The organism is Yersinia sp. 2466 StPb PI, from assembly GCF_041538325.1.
GTDB lineage: Bacteria > Pseudomonadota > Gammaproteobacteria > Enterobacterales > Enterobacteriaceae > Yersinia > Yersinia enterocolitica_E.
This window is the reverse complement of sequence record NZ_JAULSL010000001.1, coordinates 1,452,497-1,478,575: the sequence shown is the minus strand read 5'-3', so window position 1 is coordinate 1,478,575 and position 26,079 is coordinate 1,452,497. Positions and strand designations below refer to the sequence as shown.

The window sequence follows — 26,079 nt, the reverse complement described above, 5'->3', positions numbered from 1 at the left end:
TATAGTGTGGCACTTTCTTAACTTACTCCCACGGATGTTGTTGTCCTGATCATGAAATATGTAACTACTTCTCGCATTATCAAGAGCCTGGCGCTCAGCACTGTTATTGTTATGAGCACAGCGTCTGCTGCAAACGCTGATGACGTCAATCTGAAAACCATGATCCCCGGCGTGCCACAGATCGACTCAGAAGCGTATGTGCTGATTGATTACAACTCCGGCAAAGTATTGGCAGAAATGAATGCTGATGCGCGTCGTAATCCGGCCAGCTTGACCAAAATGATGACCAGTTATGTTATCGGCCAAGCAATCAAAGCAGGCAAAATCGGGCCAGAAGATATGGTTACCGTGGGGAAAGATGCCTGGGCAACCGGCAATCCAGAATTCAAAGGCTCTTCGTTGATGTTTTTGAAACCCGGTGACCGTGTACCGGTTTCTAAACTGACTCGGGGTATCAATCTGCAATCCGGTAATGACGCCTGTGTCGCGATGGCTGATTATGTTGCTGGCAGCCAGGACTCATTCGTCAACCTGATGAACAACTACGTTAAAGCACTGGGCCTGCAAAATACCCAGTTCAAAACAGTTCACGGTTTAGATGCTGAAGGCCAGTACAGCTCTGCGCGCGATATGGCGCTGATTGGTCAAGCACTGATTCGCGATGTACCGGATGAGTATGCCATTTACAAAGAGAAAGAATTCACCTTCAACAATATCCGTCAGATGAACCGTAACGGTTTACTGTGGGATACCAGTTTGAATGTTGATGGTATTAAAACCGGTCATACCGATGCTGCTGGCTACAATCTGGTGGCCTCCGCTACCGATGGTCAAATGCGTTTGATCTCAGCCGTGCTGGGCGGTCACACCTATAAAGGCCGTGAAACCGAGAGTAAAAAATTACTGACCTGGGGCTTCCGTTTCTTTGAAACTGTCGCACCATTGAAAGTGGGTAAAGAGTTTGCGTCAGAGCCAGTCTGGTTCGGCGACAGTGACCGAGTGCAGTTGGGTGTTGATAAAGACGTCTACCTGACTATTCCACGTGGCCGTATGAAAGACCTGAAAGCCAGCTATGTACTGAATACCCCAGAGATTCATGCGCCACTGGCGAAGAATCAGGTTGTTGGCATGATTAACTTCCAGTTAGATGGCAAAACTATCGATCAGCGCCCATTAGTGGTGATGAATGAAGTTAAAGAAGGCGGATTCTTTAGTCGCATGGTGGACTACATCAAACTGATGTTCCACCGCTGGTTCGGTTAGTTGGCGGGCTTGAAAATCAGCAGACTATCCCCATATTATAAATAATCTGAAACTCCCGCCCCGGCGGGAGTTATAATTTTAAGGTCGGATAATTCTTTCTTTATCCTAGCACCTATCCGGCAGTAATCTGTCCGTCAACACCCCAGGAGCGCACATGAAAACTAAACTGAACGAACTGCTTGAGTTCCCTTGTTCTTTTACCTACAAGGTAATGGGCATTGCAGAACCACAGTTGGTAAACCAGGTGGTAGAAGTGGTACAGCGCCATGCTCCGGGTGATTATACCCCGCAGGTAAAACCGAGCAGCAAAGGCAACTTTCACTCCGTCTCCATCACCATTACAGCCACCCATATTGATCAAGTGGAAATCCTGTATAAAGAGCTGGCCGACCTTGAACTGGTGCGAATGGTACTGTAGTTAAGACCATATAGTTAGGACCATATAGTTAGGACCATATAGTTAGGACCATCGAGTTAAGTCCATATTGCCTACGAGCAAGATACCTAATTTGTACCAAGCCCGCCTTATTATGGCCCGGAGCGGTTATTCACGCTCTGGGCCTTATTTTGCCTTTTAACCCCATGGTTGAACCGCAAACCTGCTTTTTTAAATGTCAAAATAGTAGCCCCACATCGCTGGGCTGGTATACTGACGCCACCATTTCTGTAACCAGATGATGCCTCGCTTGCAACAACACAAGATCATTTTACGTCAGCTAGGGCTACAACCCTATGCCCCCGTATCTCAAGCTATGCATAATTTCACTGAGTTCCGTACTGACGCCACTCCAGATGAAATCTGGCTGGTTGAGCATCAGCACGTTTTCACTCAAGGTCAGGCGGGAAAAGCCGAACATGTGCTGATGCCCGGTGATATTCCGGTTATCCAAAGTGATAGAGGCGGTCAGGTCACCTATCATGGCCCCGGCCAGCAAGTCATGTATGTCATGATTGACCTCAAGCGTGCCAAAATTGGCGTGCGGCAATTGGTTACAGCGATTGAGAATACCGTGATTCAGACATTGGCTCATTTTGCTATTGACTCACAAGCCCGCCCAGATGCCCCCGGTGTCTATGTCGGCCAGCAGAAAATATGCTCGTTGGGATTACGCATCCGTAGAGGTTGCTCGTTTCACGGGCTGGCCTTGAATATCGATATGGACCTGGAGCCGTTCCAACGCATAAACCCATGCGGTTATGCTGGCATGCAAATGACCCAAGTCAGTGCCTTAAAAACAGGGACAACTGTTGCTGATATCCAGCCAATCTTGGTGCGCGAATTTACCCGCCAATTGGGCTATCCGCAAGCGGAACAGCAGCCATGGTCACTGGCAGACTATTTATCATCTGACGTATCCTAAGTTAGCCAATTGAAATCGTGAATGCCCTGACTCTTTTAAGATAGCCCACGTAATTGGGGGCTGAATAGGATAGGGTAATGATGATATAATTTTTAAACAATTTTCAAAAAATTTTCAACGCAAGCCATATCACGTTGAATTTAATGAAAAATCTCAAATTGAGAGATTCAGAACTGGAACCTGCACGATTATGAGTAAACCGATTCAGATGGAACGTGGCGTAAAATACCGCGACGCAGATAAAATGGCGTTAATCCCGATTAAAACCGTGGTTACCGAACGTCAGGAACTGTTACGTAAACCCGAATGGATGAAAATCAAGCTACCCGCTGACTCCAGCCGCATTCAGGGTATCAAGGCAGCAATGCGTAAAAACGGTCTGCACTCGGTTTGCGAAGAGGCATCCTGCCCTAACTTGTCAGAGTGCTTCAACCACGGAACGGCGACCTTTATGATCCTCGGCGCAATTTGTACCCGCCGCTGCCCATTCTGTGACGTTGCCCATGGTCGTCCGGTTACACCTGATGCCAATGAGCCAGAAAAGCTGGCTCAAACAATCAAAGATATGGGATTACGCTATGTGGTTATCACCTCGGTTGACCGTGATGACTTACGCGATGGTGGCGCTCAACATTTTGCAGATTGTATCGCAGCCATTCGAGCCAAAAATCCGACCATAAAAATTGAAACATTGGTGCCTGACTTCCGTGGCCGTATGGATCGCGCGTTAGATATTTTGACTGTCACCCCACCGGATGTGTTTAACCATAATCTGGAAAACGTACCACGGGTGTATCGCCAAGTGCGACCTGGGGCTAACTATGAGTGGTCGCTTAAATTACTTGAGCGCTTTAAAGAGGCTCATCCTGATATTCCGACTAAATCAGGTTTGATGGTTGGCTTGGGGGAAACCAATGCTGAAATCGTTGAGGTTATGCATGATCTGCGCCGCCATGGAGTAACCATGCTGACTCTAGGGCAATATTTGCAACCAAGCCGCCACCATTTACCCGTACAGCGCTACGTCAGCCCGGCTGAGTTTGACGAAATGAAAGCAGAAGCTATGGCAATGGGCTTTACCCACGCTGCTTGTGGCCCGTTTGTTCGCTCTTCTTATCATGCCGATCTGCAAGCAAAAGGGTTGGAAGTAAAATAAATAAATTGGCCTGATGAGACTTTCAGGCCAATTTTATGAAATATTTAGTTACACCTTAAATGCCAGACAAGCAAAAAGGGATTTCCACTGGAGATCCGTTTTCTGTTATCAGACATAATAAGTTTGCTGATAATAGCTAAGTTAAAGAATTTTCATCCTGCCGCTTTCACCGGAATACCGGTTATATCGAGCGAGGGCAATCAGTCCTTATGCTCAATTGGCGGTGTTGTTTTGGTTTCAACGGCCGTTTTAGCTTCAGCAACAGGCGTCGCCGCAGGTGCATCATCATTACCCATAGCCTTTTTAAAGCCTTTCAGGGCAGCCCCCAGATCCGCGCCCAACGTGCGCAATTTGCTGGTTCCAAACAACAACACAATCAATATGCCGACTACCAACAATTTGGTAATACTGATACCTTCCATACTCACCTTCTTGATTAGCTCTGTTCATTAAACAATGAATATATCCTTCTTACTGGATATTGCGCCAATGTGAGCACATCTCACGCCCTGAATCACTCACATGAGTCAGAATGGTGGGATTCACTCGCGAGCGACAACGCCAATGACGTTGGATATTGTTAAATAATGGCCTATTTACGAATAAATTACCGATTAAAACAACAGTAATATGTAACAGATTTCGTTAGTGAACTATGATTACTCAGAGTCTATTATCACTTATTTTGACTCATTCCGGATGAGACATTGCCGTTAACATCCCCCCAAAGCAAAAAGAAAGAGGGAGCCGCCAATTGCCTTATTCAAGTAGAATAAACACCCGTCGGTCAGGGTTAAGTTTTGCTAAAAGAACTTATTTACCTCGAGCATTTGGCTTAGGTGTAGGTATGTTTTGTGTAGGCTCAGTGCTCTACACACAGCATTCCCCATTATGGCTATGGCTGATGTTAGCTATTAATGGGTTGATATGGCCACATATTGCATTCTTGCTGGCGTTGCGGTCTGAACAACCGTTTGAGCAAGAAATAATCAACATGAAAATAGACTCTGCGTTGGGTGGCGTCTGGGTGGCAATAATGTCGTTCAATGCTTTGCCATCCATTGTTATTCTATCCATGATGAGTATGAATAATATTGCTTCCGGGGGTAAGAACATTTTTTGCAAAGGTTTAGCCTTGCAAATCTCCTGTAGCTTATTGACCGCATGGATATTTAACTTGCCCTTTGAACCTGAAACTTCCCCCATTCAGGTTTATGCTTGTTTGCCGATGATAATTATCTACCCTTCCCTACTCGGATTAGTAACCTATCGAACTGCCAAGCGTTTGGCCGAAAACAAAGAAGAGCTATTACGTATTAGTGTAAGAGATGGGTTAACTGGTTTGTATAACCGCAGACATTGGGAACACCAGTTACATAATCAATTTGACAGTTGCCGGCGCTATCAGCACGGCGCAACACTCATTTTACTTGATATTGATAACTTCAAAGCCATAAATGACACCTTTGGCCATGCCGTCGGCGATGAAGCCATTACGGTTCTTGCTGAGGAGTTATTATTAGGGCTGCGGGCCATTGATATTGTCGGTCGCTATGGTGGCGACGAGTTCGGTGCTATTTTGCCCAATACCACCGCCGAACAAACCCGCGAAGTATTAACGCGAATTCAAGAAAAACTAGCTGAATTAGCCTTTACGCAAGCCCCCACGCTGCAACTTAGAGTAAGTGCTGGCATTGCTGATTACAGGCACGACATGATTAATTATCAGCAATGGTTGAAAGCGGCTGACTCCGCACTGTACCAGGCAAAAGATAATGGTCGTAATCGTATTGAGCTGGCCAGTTAAAAACTATTCCCAATAGATTTCATGATGTAAAAAGTCAGTGTATTATTGATTCGTAAGCTCTGGAGATGACATTCCTCCATAACCGCCCTTCAAGGCTGATGATGTCTACGTAACCTTTTCATTAAGGTGCGTAGTATTGCGCCTAAGCCTTTCTGAAAAGCCCATTAATAATGACCAACTACCCCGCACGATGGGTATCCATAATGAAAGGTATTTATGTTTAATACATTACTCGCAGTATTTATTGGTGGTGGCGTGGGCAGCGTTGCTCGCTGGCTGGTCAGTATGAAGCTAAACAGCTTATCACCCCATGTCCCCGTGGGAACACTGCTGGTAAACCTGATAGGTGCTTTTATCATTGGTCTGACATTAGCGCTGTTTACCCGCATTGCACATATTGATCCCGTATGGAAGCTTCTGATTACGACAGGTTTTTGTGGTGGTCTAACGACATTTTCCACCTTCTCTGTGGAAGTGGTTTATCTCATTCAGGAAGGTAAGCTGGCATGGGCGGCGGGGACTGTTTTACTTAATCTGGCCGGGTCACTTGCGATGACGATGCTGGCCTTTATATTGGTCAATCACTTCGCGGGGCAATAATAGCGAGTAACTATAAATAGTTTAACTTTCCGGGTAGTCCATTATATTGCCCGGAAACGTGCAAGATAAAGAAAGTCACGGGTCGGGTGGTATCGTCTTAATGTTTTCTTAATCTACGAACCGGATAATCATTTGCCAGAGAACAGTTAGCCGATGGTGGTGACTGATGTGTTGGATAACACTATGTTTGGATTACCAAAAAAACGGGCTGAGTGGCTAACAGTTATTTTTTGCCTGGTCATCACCGTGATATTTCTCAAAGCCTATCTGTTCTAACTTTGATGTGTTACTTCTCTCAATTCTACTTTTGTTGATTGTAAAACAACGAGTTGTGTCGTGTCGTTCAACAAAAGCCCTCTTTTTATCTTATTGGTAATACCCATAAAAAACCCGCCTATAGAGGCGGGTTTTAACAAATATGGGCTACTTAGATAGCGATAACATTAGCAGCAGATGGGCCTTTGGCACCGTTCGTGATTTCAAATTCTACACGCTGGCCTTCAGCAAGAGTTTTGAAACCATTGCTAGCGATGGCTGAGAAATGAACGAAAACGTCCTTGCTGCCATCTTCTGGGGTAATGAAGCCGAAACCTTTGGACTCATTGAACCACTTAACGCTACCTTTAATCTTAGACATCAAACTTACCTTTACGTGAATGTTGGACACAAATAGTGTGTCAACTACAGTACAGCAATAGAACCGTTTTTTGTCCACAGCCGAGATCACAAAAAGAAGAGAAAAAGTGAAAAACGCCGTTTTTTGGCTCTGTTTCTAGCACAGAAAACCACATTTTTTTGCTTTTGTAGTTCACCATTATGGCGCTGATAAACGCCTCAGCGAACTGACAGGCTGTATCTGAACGCTATTCACCTGTATTATACTTAGCCATTGGATACGCTAATATGAGACGCATGATGAACGGTAGAATAACAACTTTTTTTGAAGATAAAGGCTTTGGTTTTATCACCGATGAGAACGGAGATAACCGTTATTTTCACGTTATTAAAGTTGCTAATCCCGAGATGATCAAAAAAGGGGCCGAGGTTACCTTTGAGCCAACAACCAATACCAAAGGGTTGTCGGCATTTGCGGTAAAAGTAGCAATCGAGAGTAAATACATATTCATTGCTAACGAGAGAATCAAACTCACCAGCATCAAGTCATTCAATACTTTTACTAAAGAAGTCCCTGCACAGGCCGAGGTAGACAAGGCTAATACTATACTTTCAGTAAATTTACTGATGAACAAAATCCGGCCGCAGGAAGAAGATATTTCAGAAAAAACCGTGCCATTGAAAATGTTATCAATTACGACATTCCAGAATGTAACTTATACGTTTTCTGAACATGAGGTTGATATCGAGAGTACGGTTGCTAAATTGAAGAGTATTTAATACTGATTCTATTTTTCTTGAAACTAGGGGATATCAGCACCCTCAAGCAGCCCCAAATGCCTTTGGGGCTGTCCGGTCTACCCGGAAAGTTAGATGCTGGCATCCCTGCCCGCTAACGCAAGAACATCCCTTTGATATCCTCTGGTGTTGACGCTAGAAATAATAAAAATCAGATTATTTTCATTAACTACTTGAACATAAACATTTTAATCAACTCAACGTCAGTACGAGCACCTAGTTTCTTCATAGCAGAACGTTTTTGTCCGCTAACTGTCTTCTCACTTTTCTTCAAAATTCTGGCGATATCGCCGCCTGAAAAACCTTCATTAAATAGTTTCAACACAATATTTTCATTTGGCGTCAAATATTGCCGCTCTGATGATGCCAGCCCCAACACCTTGGTAACTTTACGTTCGACCAGATTCTCTTTAAGTCCGCGCAGTTTTCGTTTAAATACAGAGGTAATCTTGTTGATTACTGTATCAACCGAATCTTCTCTGAAGATCATGGTTACATTGCTGAACCTAGGAATACCTTGTAAAAAGCTATTCAGTCTGGCATCACAAATCAAAAAAACATCGGCTTCAGAAGGAGCCTTATCCAAACGTTTCAGCGCTTCGAAAAAGCTGAATTCATCAACACCAATAAAAATCACATCTGCTGAATAAAATGCTTTTCGATAGAATTTAATCTCTTTTTTAAAACCTAACGATGCAAATATTTTTTTTACGACAGTTACCATACCCAGTGTTTGATATTTATCGTTATCGACTATCATACAGCTTATCATATTGGCCACACCCGTTAGCGCTTCAGCACCCCATGAATGGTTAACTCATATCTGTTTGCAATGAAATAAATATCATTATAAATCAAATAGATAACACAATATACTTTCCTACTTGTTAGTAGAACATAGGGGAAAGGAGAGCGATATAGGATGTCAACACCGGAGGGTGTAGGAAACGTCTGTTTCTCTGTGGAATATTTCCTTATTTTTTATTTTTGTTTCAGTTTGCCAAACGTGACAGCATTCAGATTGTATGCAAAAATGTAAAAATATTAGTAGTCTGAATAGGAAGGTTCTGATGCAAACCATACACCCTATGAAGCTGCATCTCTCATTTAACCTTATTTTAAGTCAAACTACTTTATGAGAAACGTCGGTTTACATGCCCTAAAAACGTTAAGCTGCTTTTCTGCCGTTACTTTCTACTCTGCAAGTAAAACCTGTACTGACCAGTGTTTTTTAGGCGGCGAAGTAATGAGTGTTCTATACTTTTTATCGATTATTGCTACCCCATTATTTTTCATGATCATCGGTTATATCGACTCTAATGATGAGATAGATCAAAAGGATATCCTCAGTAAATTAAAATCTATAATAACGATTATTATCTTTTGGAACGTCCTTTTCTATTTTATCAATGAGGATGGCTTCAAACGAGGGTATTTCCTACAAAGTTGGCTTTTGTTCAGCATTGCCATTATTTATCTGCTTAACCCGATAATCTCGAAGGTTTTGAAAAGCAACAGAACGGCCATCATAACCCTTTCGTGTCTGGTTATTTTCTCGATTACGATCGATCTGATCAGCGCCTTCACTGAAAGGCCATATTTAATTGATTTCCCACAATATTTTAGATTATGGACTTGGGTTTTCTATTATATAACCGGTAGGTTCCTCTGCTCAAAGATGTGCCAGAAAATAACCAAGTTACCGAGAGTGCGTCTCATCGCTAAAGTGCTGCTGCTGCCAACAGCAATCTCAATGTATTTTTACGAAAGTTTTATGTCGATACATGTATATAAAACAGTGAATGCAGGTTATTTCCTTGATAACTTACACGTTTTAATACTAAGTTTATGTTTATTTGTCATATTTGATAACTTTGACACTAAACACCAATGGATAAAGAAAACATTGGCCTATATCAGCCCCTCAATGATCGGGGTGTATATACTGCATGATGGAATTTTCTATTTCATTGCCAGTGCATATAACTTATCCGACGTCACGCTGAGATTTACGTTACTACTGTCAGTGTTTGCTGCTTCTGTATTATTGTCGCGTATCCTATTACTCAATAAGTACACATCCCGCTTTATCTCATTTTAATTGCTATCGGCTGGCCGACCAAACGTGATAATAGGCCAGCCAGAGCTTTTGATTATGCCTGGTTGTACCTCGTCTTGAGGTCGTTAAGAAGGCAGCAGTGGGGTTGACCGGCTACTGGATTTGAATCACGGTTAGCGTATTGCCAAATACCGCACCGGTATCGATATAAAGCTGATTTTTAAATAGTGAGGGTTTCACCAGCGGTGTATGACCGAAGATAAATTTATCTGCCCCTACAATTTCGTGGTTTTCCCCTTTCATCGATGCGTTAAGACGCTTACGGTTCCAGAGCACTAATTGCTCACTAACAGCTTTGCCGTAGACATATTCATCTGAAGGATAATCAGCATGAGCAACAACATATTTCGCCTGGTCAGTGTTAACCTCAATAATTAAAGGTAATTGTTCTGCCCGCCTAATGAGTTGTTCTACCAGATGTTTATTACTTACATCTAGTAAAAAAAACCATCGCCCACCATTTGCTATCCAAGTGTCAACCTCTCCACCCGCTAACACATCAATTGCCATCTGTTCATGATTACCACGCACCGCATGAAACCAGCGGCTATTAAGCAGTTCGTAACATTCAATATTCTGCAAACCCCGATCAGCCAAGTCTCCGACAGAGACCAGTAAATCAGTCGAACGCTCAAACTGAACACGTTCCAAGGCATCCATCAGTTTTTTATAGCAGCCATGAATATCTCCAACCACGAAGATACGTTGGTATTCGCTGCCGTCTATTTTATGGTACATACCAGGCTCCACAGTCAGTGTATGGCCTGTATTAACCTTAGCTTACTTGAATGTTTTTTGAGCAGTAAATATCTCTATTTTCTGTGGTTCAAGCCGTTACCGCCAACAGGCTGGCACTTATTTCAGTGATTACCAATGAAAGTCTTGAGGAAATGGCGTTGGTTGTAAGAAGTGAGGTAACTGCTCCTTTTAAAGCATCAAGTGTGATCCTCGCCACCAAGCGTAATCACCGATTTGCTTGGTGAGAATGGCATATCATGATCGAATAAGCCGCCCTTAGGCGGCTTATTTAGCATTGAGGCACTGTTACAAAGGCCGGTATATGCCCCTGTAATGCGCTAATCTTTCGTGGAAATAGTCTCGTTCGTCCAACGAAAGGCTGGCCTCAACTTCATCAACATCAATGTTCTTCTTTTGGCTTTCCATAAAAGCAACCGTGGATGCCACAAAGTCCAGGCTGGTATGGCAATATTCAGAAACCAGTTTCTCTAGTGCTGACATTTCACACCCCCTACTTCGCTACCACACAAATATAATTAACACAAATCATCACGCCAATACCGTGAGAAAGATCACTAAAATGACATGCGCATGTTTACTTCAATTGAAACTATCTATCACTATTTTGGCGGCACAGGTAATACCATACTTAAATAGCATCGCTGGGGTGACAGCGATGCCATCCACAGATCAATTTTTCGCAGGGATCATTTCTCATATTGAACTGCACATCAGTGTCTTTTAAGCTATTTTCCGTTATCTTGTTGGATTAACCTCAAAACAAAAACAGACCACAGAATCGGAGCAGGAATGAGAAAGACAACCATGATTATGATAGCCATTGCACTGGCGGTATTCGCTTATACCTACTTTACCGGGGCGTAGCCATCATCCAACAATGAGACAATTGCCAGAGAGCGATCTCTACATAACATTTTCTGGCACCGCGCGTTATTTATCTCCATTGAATCGAGGTTACATAAGTAAAAAATGCTAAAAGTTATTGCCCAAGATTTTATAAAACCGGAACACATTATCGATGTTATGCCGCTGTATAAACAATTAGTGGCCAGTACAAAGCGTGAACCACTTTGTATATCCTATGACTTATGTATCAACCATAAAGACCCTGGCCATTTTATTTTTGTTGAGGAATGGCCAGATCAAGCCGCTTTAGACATACATTGTGCCACTGCGCATTTCAGAGAATTGGTTCCACAAATCAACCGATACCAAAGAAGCGAGGGCACCTTCATCTTAATGCACTCTTTTGAATAACCCTTACGGGCGGCGAGTTACACTACGAGTTGCTCCTCCTCATGATATTGATTTTGCCACATAGCGGCGTAACGCCCATTGGTCAGTAATAGTGCGTCGTGGCGACCTCGCTCTACAATTGCGCCGGCATCCAATACAATAATTTCATCCGCATCAATGATTGTTGATAGGCGATGGGCAATCACCAACGTAGTATGGTCGCGACTAACTTCTCGCAGATGAGCCTGAATTTCGCGCTCAGTTTGCGTATCTAACGCACTGGTCGCTTCATCGAATACCAATATTGCGGGGTTTTTGAGAATAGTGCGCGCAATGGCTACCCGCTGTTTTTCGCCACCGGAAAGCTTCAACCCCCGTTCCCCTACCCGCGTATCATACCCATCTGGCAGGCTAGTAATAAATTTATGGATATGTGCCAGTTTTGCCGCGCGTTCTATCTCTGCAAAAGTTGCAGACGTTCTGCCATAAGCGATGTTATAACGCAATGTGTCATTAAACAGCACGGTATCCTGCGGTACAATGCCAATCGCTTCGCGCAAACTTGACTGGGTAACCGCCCGAATATCCTGATTATCAATATAAATCGCGCCGCCCGTCACATCATAAAAACGGAACAATAAACGTGAAAGCGTTGATTTCCCCGCACCGGAGGCCCCCACTACAGCGACTGTTTTACCTGCAGGGATGCTGAAACTCACGTTATCCAGAATAGGTCTGCGAGGGTCATAACCAAAGCTGACCGACTCAAAACGGACTTCACCTTGTGTCAGTTTCAAAGGTAATGCATCTGGTCTATCAGTCACTTCTTTCTTAACCATCAGCAGATCGAGCATATTTTCCATATCAATCAGTGCTTGTCTGATCTCAGAATAGATAAACCCAAAGAAATTAAGTGGTTGATATAACTGAAGCAGATAGGCATTAACTAATACGAAATCACCGATAGTCATGTTGCCCTGCGTGATACCTTGCGCCGCCATCGCCATCATGACGACCAATCCAATTGAGATTATTGCAGTCTGCCCAAGGCTCAATGCAGTAAAACTGAATTGATTTTTGATTGCCGCATGTTCATAGAGTTGCCGTGAGGTGTTGAAACGCTGCGCTTCAAACGCTTCATTACCAAAATATTTCACTGTTTCATAATTGAGCAAGCTGTCGATAGACTTAGTGTTAGCATCGGCATTGGCTTTATTTAGCTCACGCCTGAAGCGGGTTCGCCAACTGACGGCCATAACCGTAAACAAGATATAGCACCCAACCGTCACCAAAATCGCGATAGCAAACCAGCCATCTAATAGATGCCACATGATCAACGAAACCAGTGTTATTTCAAACAAAATTGGGAAGATAGAGAACAGCAAGCGCGAAAGTACAGTAGCAACGGCTTGAGTTCCTCGCTCAATTGACAGTGATAAACCACCGGTTTGTCGGTCCAGATGAAAGCGCAAACTTAGCTCATGCAATTGTTTAAATACACGTAAGCCGAGTAACCGAGTCGCATTCTGGCTAACATGTACAAACATCACGTTCCGCAGTTCCTCAAATAAGGAGGCGCTAATTCTGGCGATGCCGTATGCAATAATGAAACCAATTGGAATAGCCAGCATCTTGGCGTTCTCACTGCTTAATGTATCAACCATTGCCTTATAGGCCAGTGGGACCAGAGTGGTACTGACCTTGGAAACCACCATAAATATCACCGCAGCGACCAAATAATAGCGAAGCTTAGGGTTATTTTTAGGCCACAGATAAGGCAGCAGGAACTTTAGTAAGCGTGAACGATCCATATTTATCTATTTGTCATCTCAGGTGAAATAGTTGTATTTATTTTTTTATATTCTGCCACGTATAAGTGGAATGGCCTAATGAGGCTATCAATATCTTGTCGCCGTAAAATTTAGCGACCTATGCTGAGTTGTCCTGCCCCTAGGATGATAGGGAATCAATGGGGAAACTCACTTCACTTGCCCCTCTTTTTTTGATTAACAGACGAGTCTTATAAATCATAAATATTTGTGCACTATAATTAATGCAAATTTACTTAATTTGAGGTTATCTGATGGTGTGGCTGGAACAAGGGCTGTATCTAAGAGTCAGTGAAATGGACAATGGGCCAAGGCCACTACCACTTCAGAGCGGCTTTAATGAAACATCTGCCTATCGAGCATTAGGTCTATTCAATCCATCAGAAACCTCAGATGCTTACTATATATTGTCTAATGACCGCGATGAGATATGGTTTATCTGTAATCGCCATTTACGAACAGTGGCGTTATCCCCACATCCTGAAGATTTTAGAAGACCACTTTCCTCATTCATTGATATGCCTGCGTAAGTACCCTGTTGAGCAACGGTAAAGCAGATGAAACTCATCAATAGTTAGCGAGTTGCGCAACCGCGCGCCTCTTGTTTCTGTGCAGTGATAAATTATGCTCATTATAACAAAGGGTCCATCGCCCTTATTCATTCATTTTTTTTGAACAAGATGAACAATTCTCTTTAGTATTCAAATTCTGTGATCGGAGTAACATTATTCCTATCGAAAGCAACCCGCTTTCACATACACAAATAGAAGAGAATTTATTATGAAAACTACCATCGCAGCAATCGCACTTATCGCAGCAATCCTGGCACCAACTGTTTCAATGGCAAATATCGGCGACAGTGATAGCTATAAAGGGACCTACTCTATCAGCCAGGGTCAGAATACTACCACCACTGATCAGACAGCCAAAAACTAAGACAAAATAATAGCATAAAGTCCCACTTAGATTAAGTGGGGCTATTTATTAATGCCTTTACATTTATCCCTGTAGTATTAAACATCCCCTCAGCCATCCGTAATTTATTTTATTATCATTAAATTATTTCTTATCTTATTCCCCTTCAAATCAAATTAACTTTATAAAAAATCGCCAATAAAAGATCGGTTATAGCCATAAAAATGCCCCGGCTTGGTTAATCGTTTGGTTTGTATACAAGGTGGGAAAATCACTGCGGCCTCCGAATCTCATCATGATATTCGCATTCGGAAGCCACTCTTGATTGCATTTTTATTCGTCGAAGAACCAGTAACCCTGATTAATCAATTCGGTTAACTCAGCCATGAAAGCTGGGTTATTTAGTGCCTCACCTAGCTCTTTCTTGCCAATCATGGTGTAACGACACAGTGCGTCAGCAGCTTTAGCATCGGTCGTTTCCAGCCGTTCACTGTTGATAAAGAAACTGTCGCCAACTTGCAGAACACGTAAGCCACTCAGGCGCGTCAAGATCTGACCATCCATCAAAGCACCCACAATTTCATCCTGCTCGTAGGGTGGTTGCGCGGCAGAGATATCCAACTCATGGCGCGGCGTGGTAGCAAAGCGGCCGAACCACTGCTTAAAATCTTCCGGCTGATTAATCATATCAACCATCATCTGGCGCAAGCGATCAAGCTCGTGTTCCTCAACCCGCCCCGGATGTTCCCGGCAGGTTAAATCAGGATCACTGTAGTGCTCACCGCCGAGATCTTTCTCCAGCGCATAGTCAGCAAAACTACTGATCAGATCCCTGCCATTCGGCCCGCGAAATCCGACAGAGTAATTGAGCGCCGTCTCATGGGTGAAACCGTCGTGCGGAAAGCCCGGCGGGATATATAAAATGTCACCCGGTTCGAGGTCTTCATCAATGATTGGTGTGAAAGGCTCAACGTGGAGCAGCGCCGGATGTGGGCAAAACTGCTTCAATGGTAATTTGTCACCCACGCGCCAGCGGCGGCTGCCCATCCCCTGAATGATAAAGACGTCGTATTGGTCGATATGCGGTCCAACACCCCCACCCGGTACGGAAAAAGAGATCATCAGATCGTCTAAACGCCAGTCCGGCAGCACGCGAAATGGGCGCACCAGTTCGGCAGACGGAGCATGCCAGTGGTTAACTGCCTGAGCCAACAACGACCATCCGGTCTCACCCAGATTATCAAAATGCTCAAACGGCCCATTACTGGCCTGCCACTGACCATTACTATGGCTGACTAGGCGGCTATCTACCTCCGCTTCCATCGCCAAACCCGCCAGTTCGTCTGGCGTAATAGGATCAATGAAGTTAGGGAAGGCATTTTTTAATATAACAGGTTGTTTTTGCCAGTATTTCTCTAAAAATTCGGGCCAATTAAGATTAAGTTGATAAGCCATGCTTTAACACCAGTGAGAAGACAAATGGCCCTGATTATAAAGTGGCTGCCCCATAGGCCGCCTTGTCATTGGTCAAGGCTATGTCGAGCGCATCAGCAAATAAGTCTATCCCCCCTCGCAAGATGGGGGGATAACGAACCCTTTCTACATATCGACAGGAATAGTGGTCGGTCTTATTACAATGCGTTAAATCGTGTTTCCACCTCGGTTATGGCGTCTACCCGTGTTTGATGTCGCCCCCCTTCAAATTCTGCATCAAGCCAGGCATCCACAATCATCTTAGCCAGTTCCAACCCTACGACCCTAGAGCCAAAAGCCAGTACATTAGTATTATTATGTTGTCGGGAAAGCTGTGCCGAATAAGGTTCGCTGCACACTACCGCGCGGATACCGGGATGTTTATTTGCCGTAATCGAGATGCCTACGCCCGTACCACAAATCAAGACGCCACCATCAACTTCCCCAGCCGTCACCGCCTCAGCAACTTCATTGGCATAACGTGGATAATCCGTACGTTCTGTAGACCACCAACCTTTGTCAATCACCTTGATGCCACGCGTTTGTAAGTGAGCAACAATATCCGCTTTCAGAATAAATCCAACATGATCGCAACCCAGAGCAATACTTTTCATTGAATAACCTCTCATTCGTCAGTAAGCCAAACTTCACAAATTTCATTTTTATGTGAGCTAAAACGATACTTTTAGTTAAAAACCCCGACAATGGCCGCAGCAATGTGTCCATTTTACGCACAATAATCATCGAATTTAAATAACTTGTGTAGTAACCATAAAGAACATCCCGTTAAATAACCTCTACGCAATACACACAACCAATTGATTTTAATTATAATAAATTGATTTATAATATTTAACCCCGCCAATGAGAAACTATACAAACCATAGTTACTTTATAAATTATCAAATTCCGTGAAATTGATTGCATATTTCGTCAACACATTGTGGTGATATAGTGACGTCTTCAATTTTTGGACATGGGACCGAGATGAGTCAGTCAGAGTTTGATCAAGGTATTCCTAACGGGATCGGTATCGCCCCCTACCTACGAATGAAGCAGGAGGGGATGACGGAAAATGAAAGCCGTATTGTTGAATGGTTTCTTACACCTGGGAACTTGAGTGCCGCACCGGCGATTAAGGATGTTGCCGAGACCCTCATGGTGTCGGAAGCAATGATTGTTAAAGTTTCAAAACTGCTGGGTTTTAGTGGCTTTCGCAATCTGCGCAGTACGTTGATTGATTACTTCTCGCAGTCTGAACAGGTGTTACCGGCTGAGTTATCGTTTGATGAAGCGCCAGAGGATGTGGTTAATAAGGTATTTAACATCACCCTGCGCACGATTATGGAAGGGCAATCGATCGTTAACGTCGATGAAATCCACCGTGCTGCACGCTTTTTCTATGGTGCCAGACAGCGTGATTTATACGGCGTGGGTGGCTCGAATTCGATTTGTGCCGATATCGCGCATAAACTACTGCGTATAGGCGTGCGTTGCCAGGCTTACCAAGACGCACACATTATGATGATGTCCGCTGCATTACTGAAAGAAGGTGATGTGGTGCTGGTAGTGTCCCATTCCGGGCGCACCAGTGATTTAAAAGCCGCTGTAGAATTGGCAAAGAAGAATGGAGCGAAGATTATATGTATTACTCATAGCTATCACTCCCCTATTGCCAAACTGGCTGATTTTATTATTTGTTCGCCAGCACCAGAGACCCCTTTATTAGGGCGAAACGCCTCAGCGCGTATATTACAACTCACATTATTAGATGCATTTTTTGTTTCTGTAGCACAACAAGATATTGAACGAGCCACGATTAATCTGGAAAAAACCGGCGCTATTGTCGACTTTTTCCGGCGAGATAAATAATAGTAATAAAAAACCGGCATGTCTCTATTTTAAGACATGCCGGAACTCTCTCCCTACAATGAGAAATGAGCCATGAATAAACTTCTAAAACTCTTTAGTGGTGCAGCCATAGGTATGATGTTATCCACCAGTGCGTTCGCTGCCGCAGAGTATGCGGTTATTTTAAAAACGCTCTCTAATCCTTTTGGGGTGGATATGAAAAAAGGAATTGAAGAGGAGGCAAAAGTATTAGGTGTCAGTGTAGATATATTTGCGTCCCCCTCTGAAGGTGACTTTCAGTCTCAACTGCAATTATTCGAAGATCTGAGTAATAAGAATTACAAAGGTATAGCCTTTGCGCCACTGTCTTCAGTTAACCTGGTTATGCCTGTGGCTCGTGCCTGGCAAAAAGGAATTTATCTGGTCAATCTCGACGAGAAAATTGATATGGATAATCTGAAAAAAGCTAAAGGCAATGTCGAGGCCTTTGTCACGACCGACAATAATGCGGTAGGTGCCAAAGGAGCGGCTTTTATTATTGATAAATTAGGCACTACCGGTGGTGAAGTCGCTATTATCGAAGGTAAAGCGGGTAACGCTTCTGGTGAAGCACGCCGTGCGGGAGCAACGGAAGCATTTAAGCAAGCCAGCCAAATCAAATTAGTTGCCAGCCAGCCTGCTGATTGGGATCGTATTAAAGCGCTAGATGTCGCCACCAATGTTTTGCAGCGCAACCCCAATCTGAAAGCTATCTATTGTGCCAATGACACCATGGCGATGGGGGCAGCACAGGCAGTCGCCAATGCAGGTAAAGTTGGCAAGATTCTGGTTGTCGGCACCGACGGAATACCCGAAGCACGTAAGATGGTAGATGCCGGGCAAATGACCGCCACGGTTGCACAAAACCCAGCGAATATCGGTGCTACCGGGTTGAAGCTGCTGGTGGAAGCGGTTCAACGGGGGAAAGTGATCCCATTGGATAAACAGCCGCAGTTTACGCTAGTGGATTCTGTACTGGTCACCAAATAGCATTATAGCCGTACCCACCCGGCTAATATCCGATTAAAGAGCAGAGCCACTCACTCGGTTTTCCTCTTACGGGTTAGGTCGGGTAAGGGTAGATTTCGGTAGGAATAAAAAACTAAGGTGATTATATGGTCACGCCTTATATCTCTATGGCGGGGATCGGCAAATCCTTTGGGCCGGTTCATGCCTTAAAGTCCGTTGATTTAACTGTTTTCACACATGAAATTCATGCGTTATTAGGTGAGAATGGCGCAGGTAAATCAACGTTAATGAAAGTATTGTCAGGTATTCACTCTCCAACGAGTGGCTCAATAACTATTAATGATATTAATTACGACAAACTGGACCATAAACAGGCAGCGCAATTAGGTATCGGAATCATTTATCAGGAACTTAGTGTTATTGATGAATTGACAGTATTAGAAAATCTTTATATTGGCCGTCACCTGACGAAAAAAGTCTGCGGTATAAACATTGTAGACTGGAGAAAAATGCGTATCCAGGCAGCAATAATGTTATTGCGCGTGGGTTTAAAAGTCAGCCTTGATGAAAAAGTGGCTAATTTATCTATCAGTCATAAACAGATGTTGGAAATTGCTAAAACATTAATGCTCGATGCTAAAGTTATTATTATGGATGAGCCAACCTCATCACTAACTAATAAAGAGGTGGATTATCTCTTCTTAATTATGAATCAGTTGCGCAAGGAGGGCACAGCCATTGTTTATATCTCTCATAAACTGAATGAGATCCGCCGTATTTGCGATCGCTATACAGTAATGAAAGATGGTAGCAGTGTGTGTAGCGGCATGATTCAGGATGTCACTAACGACGATATTGTGCGCTTGATGGTCGGGCGCGAATTACAAAACCGCTTTATTGCCTTCAAAGAAAATACCGGCAACGTAGTACGCGACACGGTGTTTGAGGTGAAAAACCTGACCAGTCGCGATAAGAAAAAAGTCCGCGATATTTCATTTGCTGTCAACCGGGGCGAGATCTTCGGGTTTGCCGGTTTGGTGGGTTCTGGCCGCACCGAATTAATGAATTGCCTGTTTGGTGTCGACAAAACCAGCCATGGCGAAGTCTGGCTGAATGGCAAAAATATCACCCCCCGCTCCCCGCTGGATGCACTGAAAAAAGGCATGGGCTATATCACTGAAAGCCGGCGTGAAAACGGTTTTTTCGGCAATTTCTCTATCGCTGAAAACATGGCTATCAGCCATAGCTTAAAAGAAGGGGGTTACAAAGGTGCAATGGGGTTGGTTAAGCCACAGCTTGAGCAGGAAATTGCCGAAGAACAACGAAGCCTACTGGCACTAAAGTGCCATTCGGTGTCGCAAAACATCACAGAACTGTCTGGCGGGAATCAGCAAAAAGTATTGATTTCTAAATGGTTATGCTGTCATCCCGACGTGATTATTTTTGATGAACCCACCCGAGGCATTGATGTGGGTGCTAAAGCCGAGATCTATAAAGTGATGCGCACCCTTGCGGATGAGGGGAAAGTCATTCTGATGGTCTCCTCTGAGCTTCCCGAAATTATTACCGTTTGCGACCGTATTGCGGTGTTTTGTGAAGGACGATTGACGCAAATCCTGACCAACCGCGATGACATCAGCGAAGAGGAGATTATGGCATGGGCATTACCACAAGAGTGAAATCGGATACGGCTGGGAAAAAGCCGTTTAACTTCGCCGCTTTTTGGGATAAATACGGCACTTTTTTCATTCTGGCGATCATTGTGGCTATCTTTGGCTCTATTTCGTCGGAGTATTTCCTTACTACCAATAACATCACGCAAATATTCGTCCAAAGCTCGGTCACCGTATTAATTGGGATGGGGGAGTTCTTTGCCATTTTAGTGGCGGGGATAGACTTGTCTGTTGGTGCGATTCTGGCGCTGTCTGGCATGGTTACCGCAAAATTGATGCTGGCTGGGGTCGATCCAATATTCGCAGCACTGATTGGTGGTGTGCTGGTAGGTGGCGCGCTGGGGGCCATCAATGGCTGTCTGGTCAACTGGACCGGCCTGCACCCTTTCATCATCACTCTTGGCACCAATGCCATTTTTCGCGGTATCACCTTAGTGATTTCTGATGCCAACTCGGTGTATGGCTTCTCGTTTGAGTTTGTAAATTTCTTTGCTGCCAGTGTGTTAGGCATTCCGGTACCGGTGTTATTCGCCCTGTTTATCGCCATAGTGCTTTGGTTTCTGACCACCCGTACACGCCTTGGTCGCAATATCTACGCCTTGGGCGGCAATAAAAACTCAGCTTTCTATTCCGGCATCGATGTGAAATTTCACATGCTAGTCGTGTTTATCATCTCGGGTATTTGTGCCGGTCTTGCTGGCGTGGTTTCGACAGCCCGCCTTGGCGCGGCTGAACCGCTGGCCGGGATGGGGTTTGAAACCTATGCCATCGCCAGTGCCATTATTGGTGGTACCAGCTTCTTTGGGGGCAAGGGCCGCATCTTTTCTGTGGTTATTGGTGGCCTGATTATAGGCACCATCAATAACGGTCTAAATATTCTCCAAGTACAAACCTATTACCAACTGGTGGTGATGGGCGGCCTGATTATTGCCGCTGTCGCCCTCGACCGACTTATCAGTAAGTAAGGACTCGATAATGAAGATATCTCCCTCCCTGATGTGTATGGATTTGCTGAAATTTAAAGAGCAAATTGAATTTATTGACCAAAATGCGGACTATTTTCACATCGACATTATGGATGGCCATTTTGTGCCTAACCTGACACTGTCCCCCTTTTTCGTCAGCCAAGTGAAACGTATCGCCAACAAACCACTGGACTGCCACTTAATGGTGACGCGCCCACAGGATTACATTGCTCCTTTGGCAAAAGCGGGCGCAGACTTTATCACGCTGCACCCAGAAACCCTCAACGGGCAAGCATTTCGCTTGATCGAGGAGATCCGCAGTTTAGGGATGAAAGTCGGCCTGATCCTCAATCCAGAAACACCGGTCGATAGCATGAAATATTACATTCATAAAGCAGATAAAATAACCGTCATGACGGTGGACCCTGGCTTTGCCGGACAGCCATTTATCCCTGAAATGTTAGATAAAATTGTTGAACTGAAAGCCTGGCGTGAAAAAAACCAGCTTAATTATGAAATTGAAATTGATGGTTCTTGTAATCAGGCAACTTACCAACGTCTGATTGAGGCTGGGGCCGATGTGCTAATTGTTGGCTCTTCTGGGCTGTTCAATCATGCCTCTGATATCGATAAAGCCTGGGCGCTGATGTCGCAACAAATCATTCATGCCAAGAGTGAGGTGTTACAGCATGCCTAAATATGACGTGGTGATCGGGGTCGATATGGGGGCGACCCATATCCGCTTTTGTTTACTCAAGCGCGATGGTGTGATGCTTCATTGTGAGAAGTTACGTACCGCTGATGTCATTGCCTCGGGGTTAGTTGCTGGATTAAGCGCCCGACTGCATCAATATCTTGAACGTTATAATGCATGCTGCCAAGGGCTGGTCATGGGGTTCCCGGCACTGGTAGAGAACGACAAAAAGAGCATTATTTCCACGCCAAATTTACCGTTAACCTCGACTGACCTGGCGGGGCTGGCCGATAAGCTGAGTGCGGCGCTACACTGCCCGGTTCAATTCGAGCGTGATGTTAATATGCAACTCTCCTATGACGTACATGAACATCAACTTGAGCGGCAATTGGTCCTCGGTGCTTATCTTGGTACCGGCATGGGGTTTGCTATCTGGATGAATGGCGCCCCCTGGACTGGAGCACACGGCGTGGCAGGTGAATTGGGCCATATCCCCATGGGGGATGATGAAAAACAGTGTGGATGCGGCAATTACGGCTGTCTGGAAACCACCTGCTCCGGTTTGGCATTACGCCGATGGTATGACAGCACGCCGCGCGAATTTGAGCTAAGTGAACTGTTTCTCTATGCCGCTGGGCAGCCATTTATTGTGCAGTTTATGCAACGGACGGCAAAAGCTATTGCCACCAGCATTAACCTGTTTGATCCCCATGCGATAGTGCTCGGCGGAGGGGTGATGGATATGCCGGGTTTCCCACTAGAAGCATTGATCCGGCAAATACGAACTTATTTGCGCCGCCCGCTTTCCCATGACGTAGTGCGCTTCGTGCAAGCTTCATCGTCAGCATTTAACGGTGCCAGCGGCGCTGCGACAATAGCCAGTAAACAGTGGTTTATTTGACTGAACCCACGTGTTCTTAAACGATGTCCTCTGCACCAGATATCGGCATATTGAGTCGCATGCTGATTATCTGCCCCGCAGCAGACCGGATTTCAAGTCGCCAGTGTTACCCTCCCTGACTCAGGGCTGCCCACCGCCCATACCGGTTTTAAACAATATTCTCCGTTGCCGACCGGTATAATTTTAACATGCTGGTCTGACTTATTTTAATATCTTAGCTGCCTGTGCAAGGTAGTCGCTCTTCGACAGTCATATTATCAATATATTCTTTAGCTAATTATTTGCTGAAATTGATATTCTATTTTTCGCATATTTAAAGACGAAATTATTCTGTAGAACTGCCATTTCAAATAATCATCCTCATGATATAGTCAAATCCTATTATTTCACCAATAAGATTCACAATAAGTGTAATTAACCACTCTTTTCATGTTGTTTTTACAAAAACTATATATTAGATAATTTTATATAACGGGGAAGTACTATCTTATGCGCAAAATAACTTATTTAATAACAACATTAGCTATCACACTGAGCACCTTTGCATTGTCAGCTAATGCTGCGCCGAAAGGCAAAGACGCTCCGGTGACGATTTTAGTTTCAGCATTAACATACAGTTTTCCTCATTTTGTTTTTCTACAAGAGCAACTTGAAGATGAAGCTAAAAAATTAGGTAATATAAAAATCATTCGCTCTGATGGCCAATTAAGCGCACCTAAACAAATTGCCGATATTGAAGCAGCAATTGTTCAAGGGGTTGATGGCATTATTATTGCCCCAGCCGATGCAACCGCTCTGGCTCCCGTATTACGTAATGCGATTAAAGAAGGTATTTCCGTGGTCACTATTGACCGCCCGGTAAATGGGGTACCCGAAGTTATTGCCAATGTAGCCGCAGATAATTTGATTGGTGCACAGCGCCAAGGGGAAGCCGTAGCAAAATTATTCCCTCAAGGAGCCACTATTATTAACTTACAGGGCATTCCGGGCGACAAAACAGCAAACGATCGTAATAAGGGTGTGCATGACACGTTGGATAAGCAGCCTGAACTTTACAAATTTGTTGCCGAGCAAACCGCACGCTTTAACCGTGACCAGGGCTTATCTGTTACAGAAAATCTGTTAACTGGCCTGGCTGAGACCCCAACAGTTATTGTTGCAGCTAATGATGACAGCGCATTAGGGGCCGCCCAAGCGGTTGAAGCGCGAGGCTTAAAAGGCAAGATTGCTATCTTTGGTTACGATGGTTCAACTGATGCATTGAAAGCGGTACGAGACGGTGTACTCACCGCGACAATCGATCAGTACCCAGGGAAACAAGGCCGAGAGGCAGTAAAAATTCTGACCGATTACATCCGTACAGGTGCTCGCCCGGCAACAGCAGATGTCTTGGTTAGCCCTGTCGCAATTACCAGCAAAAATCTTAATGATGCAGAACGAATCTGGCTCGTAAAATAATGTCGTCCACTATGTTATCACTCTCATCGCCACCCGATTCTCCGGAAATCAATCGGGAAATAGATGAATATATTAGTGTCAGGAATCTGACCAAATTATTTTTTGGTCAGACGGTGCTTGATAACGTCTCTTTTTCTTTGCAGGTGGGGGAAATAAGAGCGTTATTAGGCGAAAATGGGGCCGGTAAATCAACACTAATTAATATATTAAGTGGCGTGCACCAACCTGATGGCGGCACTATTATTTTGCAAGGTCATACGGCCTCATTTAATAAACCACTTGATGCCTGGAAGGCGGGTATTACAACTATTCATCAGGAATTTAGCCTGTTCCCTGATTTAACGGTGGCCGAAACTATTTTCACCGGACATTTACCGGTGAATCGATTTGGTTTTGTCCGTTGGAACACCATAGTGAAAGATGCGCACCACGTATTGGCATTACTTGGCGTGACTATCAATCCCTTACGCAAGATTGCTGAATTAAGCATTGCTGAACAGCAGTTAGTTGAAATTGCACGGGCGCTAACCTCCAAACCCCGATTAATTATTATGGATGAGCCAACCGCTGCATTAAGTCCAACGGAAGTGGATAAATTACAACAGGTGGTACGTACCATTGCTAAAAGCGGAGTGGCTGTTATTTACGTCAGTCACCGCCTTGAAGAAATTAAAGCCTTATGCCAAACCTACAGCGTGTTAAGAGATGGTCTACTGGTCGGAGAAGGAGACGTCAAAGATATCTCTATTGAGAGTCTGGTCCGTTTGATGGTAGGGCGCGATTTAGCACAGTTCGACCGCAATGCGAGCCATATTACAGGTAGCAATATTCTGGAAGTCGAAAACCTGTCGAGTGCAGCGACGGGAGCTGAACGTGTCACCGTACGTAATGTCAGCTTTACGGTCAGGGCGGGTGAAATTGTCGGTTTTGCCGGGCTGGTAGGGGCCGGAAGAACTGAGATTGCCCGGCTGTTATTTGGCGCAGACCCAATAGGAAGCGGGACATTACGTATTAAGGGCAAAGCCTACCACCCGGCCTCCCCCCGTGATGCAATTGCTGCCGGTATTGGTCTGGTGCCGGAAGACCGTAAGCAGCAAGCCTTGTTTATGTCGCTCACGGTGGAAGAGAATTTCGCGATTATCTACTCCCCTTTACGCACGACCCGCCACGTCATTGATCGTCAACGTGAACGGATTTCCTTTCTTGATTTTAAAAAACAGCTAAACCTGCGCGCCGTCAGTTTAGGGGCCAATATTGCCACCTTATCAGGGGGCAATCAGCAAAAGGTAGTACTGGCTCGTTGGATGGCTCAGCACCCAGCGTTGCTGATTGTCGATGAGCCGACGCGCGGCGTCGATATTGCCGCAAAAGCGGATGTCCACCGGTTGCTACGTGATATGGCGGCAAAGGGTGTCGCTATCATTCTGATTTCCTCGGATTTACCTGAAGTCCTTGCCGTCAGTGACCGTATTCTCACTCTGCGCGCCGGTCAATTGACCGGGGAGTTGTCGGCACAGGAAGCGAATGAAGAAAACGTTATGCAATTAATGACGCGCCCTATTGCGCAAGTGTGAATTAATTTATTGGATTAGAGATAT

The 26,079-nt window shown here is 44.6% G+C and carries 27 protein-coding genes and 1 riboswitch; of the genes, 19 read left to right on the top strand and 8 right to left on the bottom strand.

Features of this window, described 5'->3' with window-relative positions:
• The first annotated feature begins 51 nt into the window (after positions 1–51).
• The 4 genes from dacA to lipA all read left to right on the top strand — a co-directional run bounded on the left by dacA (position 52) and on the right by lipA (position 3,780).
• Positions 52–1,263: a D-alanyl-D-alanine carboxypeptidase DacA gene (gene dacA, locus Q2T72_RS06620; RefSeq protein ID WP_083159682.1), complete on the top strand. Its 1,212-nt coding sequence runs from the start codon at positions 52–54 to the stop codon at positions 1,261–1,263.
• Between the two features lie 154 nt (positions 1,264–1,417).
• Positions 1,418–1,681: a DUF493 family protein YbeD gene (gene ybeD / locus Q2T72_RS06615; protein WP_032905731.1), complete on the top strand. Its 264-nt coding sequence runs from the start codon at positions 1,418–1,420 to the stop codon at positions 1,679–1,681.
• Between the two features lie 256 nt (positions 1,682–1,937).
• Positions 1,938–2,624, top strand: a complete 687-nt coding sequence (gene lipB / locus Q2T72_RS06610) for a lipoyl(octanoyl) transferase LipB (protein WP_083159684.1) — start codon at positions 1,938–1,940, stop codon at positions 2,622–2,624.
• Between the two features lie 190 nt (positions 2,625–2,814).
• Complete coding sequence (lipA, locus tag Q2T72_RS06605; protein ID WP_083159686.1) at positions 2,815–3,780, top strand: lipoyl synthase; 966 nt, start codon at positions 2,815–2,817, stop codon at positions 3,778–3,780.
• 200 nt (positions 3,781–3,980) lie between these two features.
• Here lipA and tatA read toward each other — a convergent pair whose 3' ends face one another.
• Complete coding sequence (tatA, locus tag Q2T72_RS06600) at positions 3,981–4,202, bottom strand: Sec-independent protein translocase subunit TatA (RefSeq protein WP_372568854.1); 222 nt, start codon at positions 4,200–4,202, stop codon at positions 3,981–3,983.
• Between the two features lie 332 nt (positions 4,203–4,534).
• Here tatA and Q2T72_RS06595 point away from each other — a divergent pair, with 332 nt between their 5' ends.
• On the top strand, positions 4,535–5,587 hold the full coding sequence (locus Q2T72_RS06595; protein ID WP_083159690.1) for a diguanylate cyclase: 1,053 nt from the start codon (positions 4,535–4,537) through the stop codon (positions 5,585–5,587).
• Between the two features lie 52 nt (positions 5,588–5,639).
• Positions 5,640–5,702, top strand: a riboswitch (Fluoride riboswitch).
• 101 nt (positions 5,703–5,803) lie between these two features.
• Positions 5,804–6,187: a fluoride efflux transporter CrcB gene (gene crcB, locus Q2T72_RS06590; protein ID WP_083159692.1), complete on the top strand. Its 384-nt coding sequence runs from the start codon at positions 5,804–5,806 to the stop codon at positions 6,185–6,187.
• A 427-nt stretch (positions 6,188–6,614) separates the two neighbouring features.
• Here the strand turns inward: crcB and cspE are convergent, their stop codons facing one another.
• Positions 6,615–6,824: a transcription antiterminator/RNA stability regulator CspE gene (cspE, locus tag Q2T72_RS06585; protein WP_002210315.1), complete on the bottom strand. Its 210-nt coding sequence runs from the start codon at positions 6,822–6,824 to the stop codon at positions 6,615–6,617.
• A 278-nt stretch (positions 6,825–7,102) separates the two neighbouring features.
• Here cspE and Q2T72_RS06580 point away from each other — a divergent pair, with 278 nt between their 5' ends.
• A complete protein-coding gene (locus tag Q2T72_RS06580; protein WP_083159694.1) occupies positions 7,103–7,582 on the top strand; it encodes a cold-shock protein in 480 nt (159 codons plus the stop codon).
• A 187-nt stretch (positions 7,583–7,769) separates the two neighbouring features.
• On the opposite strand, the gene Q2T72_RS06575 is transcribed toward Q2T72_RS06580, so the two are convergent.
• Entirely contained in the window at positions 7,770–8,360 is a 591-nt protein-coding gene (locus Q2T72_RS06575) for a LuxR family transcriptional regulator (protein WP_102970450.1), read from the bottom strand.
• A 375-nt stretch (positions 8,361–8,735) separates the two neighbouring features.
• On the opposite strand from Q2T72_RS06575, the gene Q2T72_RS06570 reads away from it, so the two are divergent.
• A complete protein-coding gene (locus Q2T72_RS06570) occupies positions 8,736–9,701 on the top strand; it encodes an acyltransferase (protein WP_083159698.1) in 966 nt (321 codons plus the stop codon).
• Positions 9,702–9,812: 111 nt separating this feature from the next.
• Here Q2T72_RS06570 and Q2T72_RS06565 read toward each other — a convergent pair whose 3' ends face one another.
• Both Q2T72_RS06565 and Q2T72_RS06560 read right to left on the bottom strand, forming a co-directional pair.
• Entirely contained in the window at positions 9,813–10,457 is a 645-nt protein-coding gene (locus Q2T72_RS06565) for a metallophosphoesterase (protein WP_083159700.1), read from the bottom strand.
• Between the two features lie 306 nt (positions 10,458–10,763).
• Positions 10,764–10,958, bottom strand: coding sequence for a glycogen synthase (locus Q2T72_RS06560; protein ID WP_083159702.1), 195 nt, complete (start codon positions 10,956–10,958; stop codon positions 10,764–10,766).
• A gap of 489 nt (positions 10,959–11,447) precedes the next feature.
• On the opposite strand from Q2T72_RS06560, the gene Q2T72_RS06555 reads away from it, so the two are divergent.
• Positions 11,448–11,735, top strand: a complete 288-nt coding sequence (locus tag Q2T72_RS06555) for a putative quinol monooxygenase (RefSeq protein ID WP_083159704.1) — start codon at positions 11,448–11,450, stop codon at positions 11,733–11,735.
• Positions 11,736–11,752: 17 nt separating this feature from the next.
• Here Q2T72_RS06555 and Q2T72_RS06550 read toward each other — a convergent pair whose 3' ends face one another.
• Positions 11,753–13,525 carry an ABC transporter ATP-binding protein/permease gene (locus Q2T72_RS06550; RefSeq protein WP_083159706.1) on the bottom strand — a complete coding sequence of 591 codons (1,773 nt, stop codon included), beginning with the start codon at positions 13,523–13,525 and terminating at the stop codon, positions 11,753–11,755.
• Positions 13,526–13,797: 272 nt separating this feature from the next.
• Between Q2T72_RS06550 and Q2T72_RS06545 the strand changes: the two genes are divergently transcribed.
• Positions 13,798–14,073: a hypothetical protein gene (locus Q2T72_RS06545; protein ID WP_083159708.1), complete on the top strand. Its 276-nt coding sequence runs from the start codon at positions 13,798–13,800 to the stop codon at positions 14,071–14,073.
• A 250-nt stretch (positions 14,074–14,323) separates the two neighbouring features.
• Complete coding sequence (locus Q2T72_RS06540) at positions 14,324–14,479, top strand: hypothetical protein (protein ID WP_193784700.1); 156 nt, start codon at positions 14,324–14,326, stop codon at positions 14,477–14,479.
• 312 nt (positions 14,480–14,791) lie between these two features.
• On the opposite strand, the gene Q2T72_RS06535 is transcribed toward Q2T72_RS06540, so the two are convergent.
• A complete protein-coding gene (locus Q2T72_RS06535) occupies positions 14,792–15,913 on the bottom strand; it encodes a cupin domain-containing protein (protein ID WP_083159711.1) in 1,122 nt (373 codons plus the stop codon).
• 176 nt (positions 15,914–16,089) lie between these two features.
• Positions 16,090–16,545 carry a bifunctional allose-6-phosphate isomerase/ribose-5-phosphate isomerase RpiB gene (rpiB, locus tag Q2T72_RS06530; RefSeq protein WP_050286045.1) on the bottom strand — a complete coding sequence of 152 codons (456 nt, stop codon included), beginning with the start codon at positions 16,543–16,545 and terminating at the stop codon, positions 16,090–16,092.
• A 373-nt stretch (positions 16,546–16,918) separates the two neighbouring features.
• On the opposite strand from rpiB, the gene alsR reads away from it, so the two are divergent.
• The 8 genes from alsR (at position 16,919) to Q2T72_RS06490 (ending at position 26,055) form a co-directional block, all read left to right on the top strand.
• On the top strand, positions 16,919–17,803 hold the full coding sequence (gene alsR, locus Q2T72_RS06525) for a D-allose utilization transcriptional regulator AlsR (RefSeq protein WP_083159713.1): 885 nt from the start codon (positions 16,919–16,921) through the stop codon (positions 17,801–17,803).
• A gap of 72 nt (positions 17,804–17,875) precedes the next feature.
• Positions 17,876–18,811, top strand: a complete 936-nt coding sequence (gene alsB, locus Q2T72_RS06520) for a D-allose transporter substrate-binding protein (RefSeq protein ID WP_372568853.1) — start codon at positions 17,876–17,878, stop codon at positions 18,809–18,811.
• Between the two features lie 125 nt (positions 18,812–18,936).
• Complete coding sequence (gene alsA / locus Q2T72_RS06515) at positions 18,937–20,469, top strand: D-allose ABC transporter ATP-binding protein AlsA (RefSeq protein ID WP_372568852.1); 1,533 nt, start codon at positions 18,937–18,939, stop codon at positions 20,467–20,469.
• Positions 20,448–21,428: a D-allose ABC transporter permease gene (gene alsC, locus Q2T72_RS06510; RefSeq protein WP_049605299.1), complete on the top strand. Its 981-nt coding sequence runs from the start codon at positions 20,448–20,450 to the stop codon at positions 21,426–21,428. Before alsA ends, alsC begins: the two co-directional genes overlap by 22 nt.
• Before the next feature lie 10 nt (positions 21,429–21,438).
• A complete protein-coding gene (gene alsE, locus Q2T72_RS06505) occupies positions 21,439–22,125 on the top strand; it encodes a D-allulose 6-phosphate 3-epimerase (RefSeq protein WP_083159717.1) in 687 nt (228 codons plus the stop codon).
• Complete coding sequence (alsK, locus tag Q2T72_RS06500) at positions 22,118–23,023, top strand: allose kinase (protein ID WP_372568851.1); 906 nt, start codon at positions 22,118–22,120, stop codon at positions 23,021–23,023. The genes alsE and alsK overlap by 8 nt, the downstream gene beginning before the upstream one ends.
• Before the next feature lie 489 nt (positions 23,024–23,512).
• Positions 23,513–24,481 carry a substrate-binding domain-containing protein gene (locus tag Q2T72_RS06495; protein ID WP_372568850.1) on the top strand — a complete coding sequence of 323 codons (969 nt, stop codon included), beginning with the start codon at positions 23,513–23,515 and terminating at the stop codon, positions 24,479–24,481.
• Positions 24,481–26,055: a sugar ABC transporter ATP-binding protein gene (locus tag Q2T72_RS06490; protein WP_372568849.1), complete on the top strand. Its 1,575-nt coding sequence runs from the start codon at positions 24,481–24,483 to the stop codon at positions 26,053–26,055. The genes Q2T72_RS06495 and Q2T72_RS06490 overlap by 1 nt, the downstream gene beginning before the upstream one ends.
• The last annotated feature ends 24 nt before the right edge of the window (positions 26,056–26,079 follow it).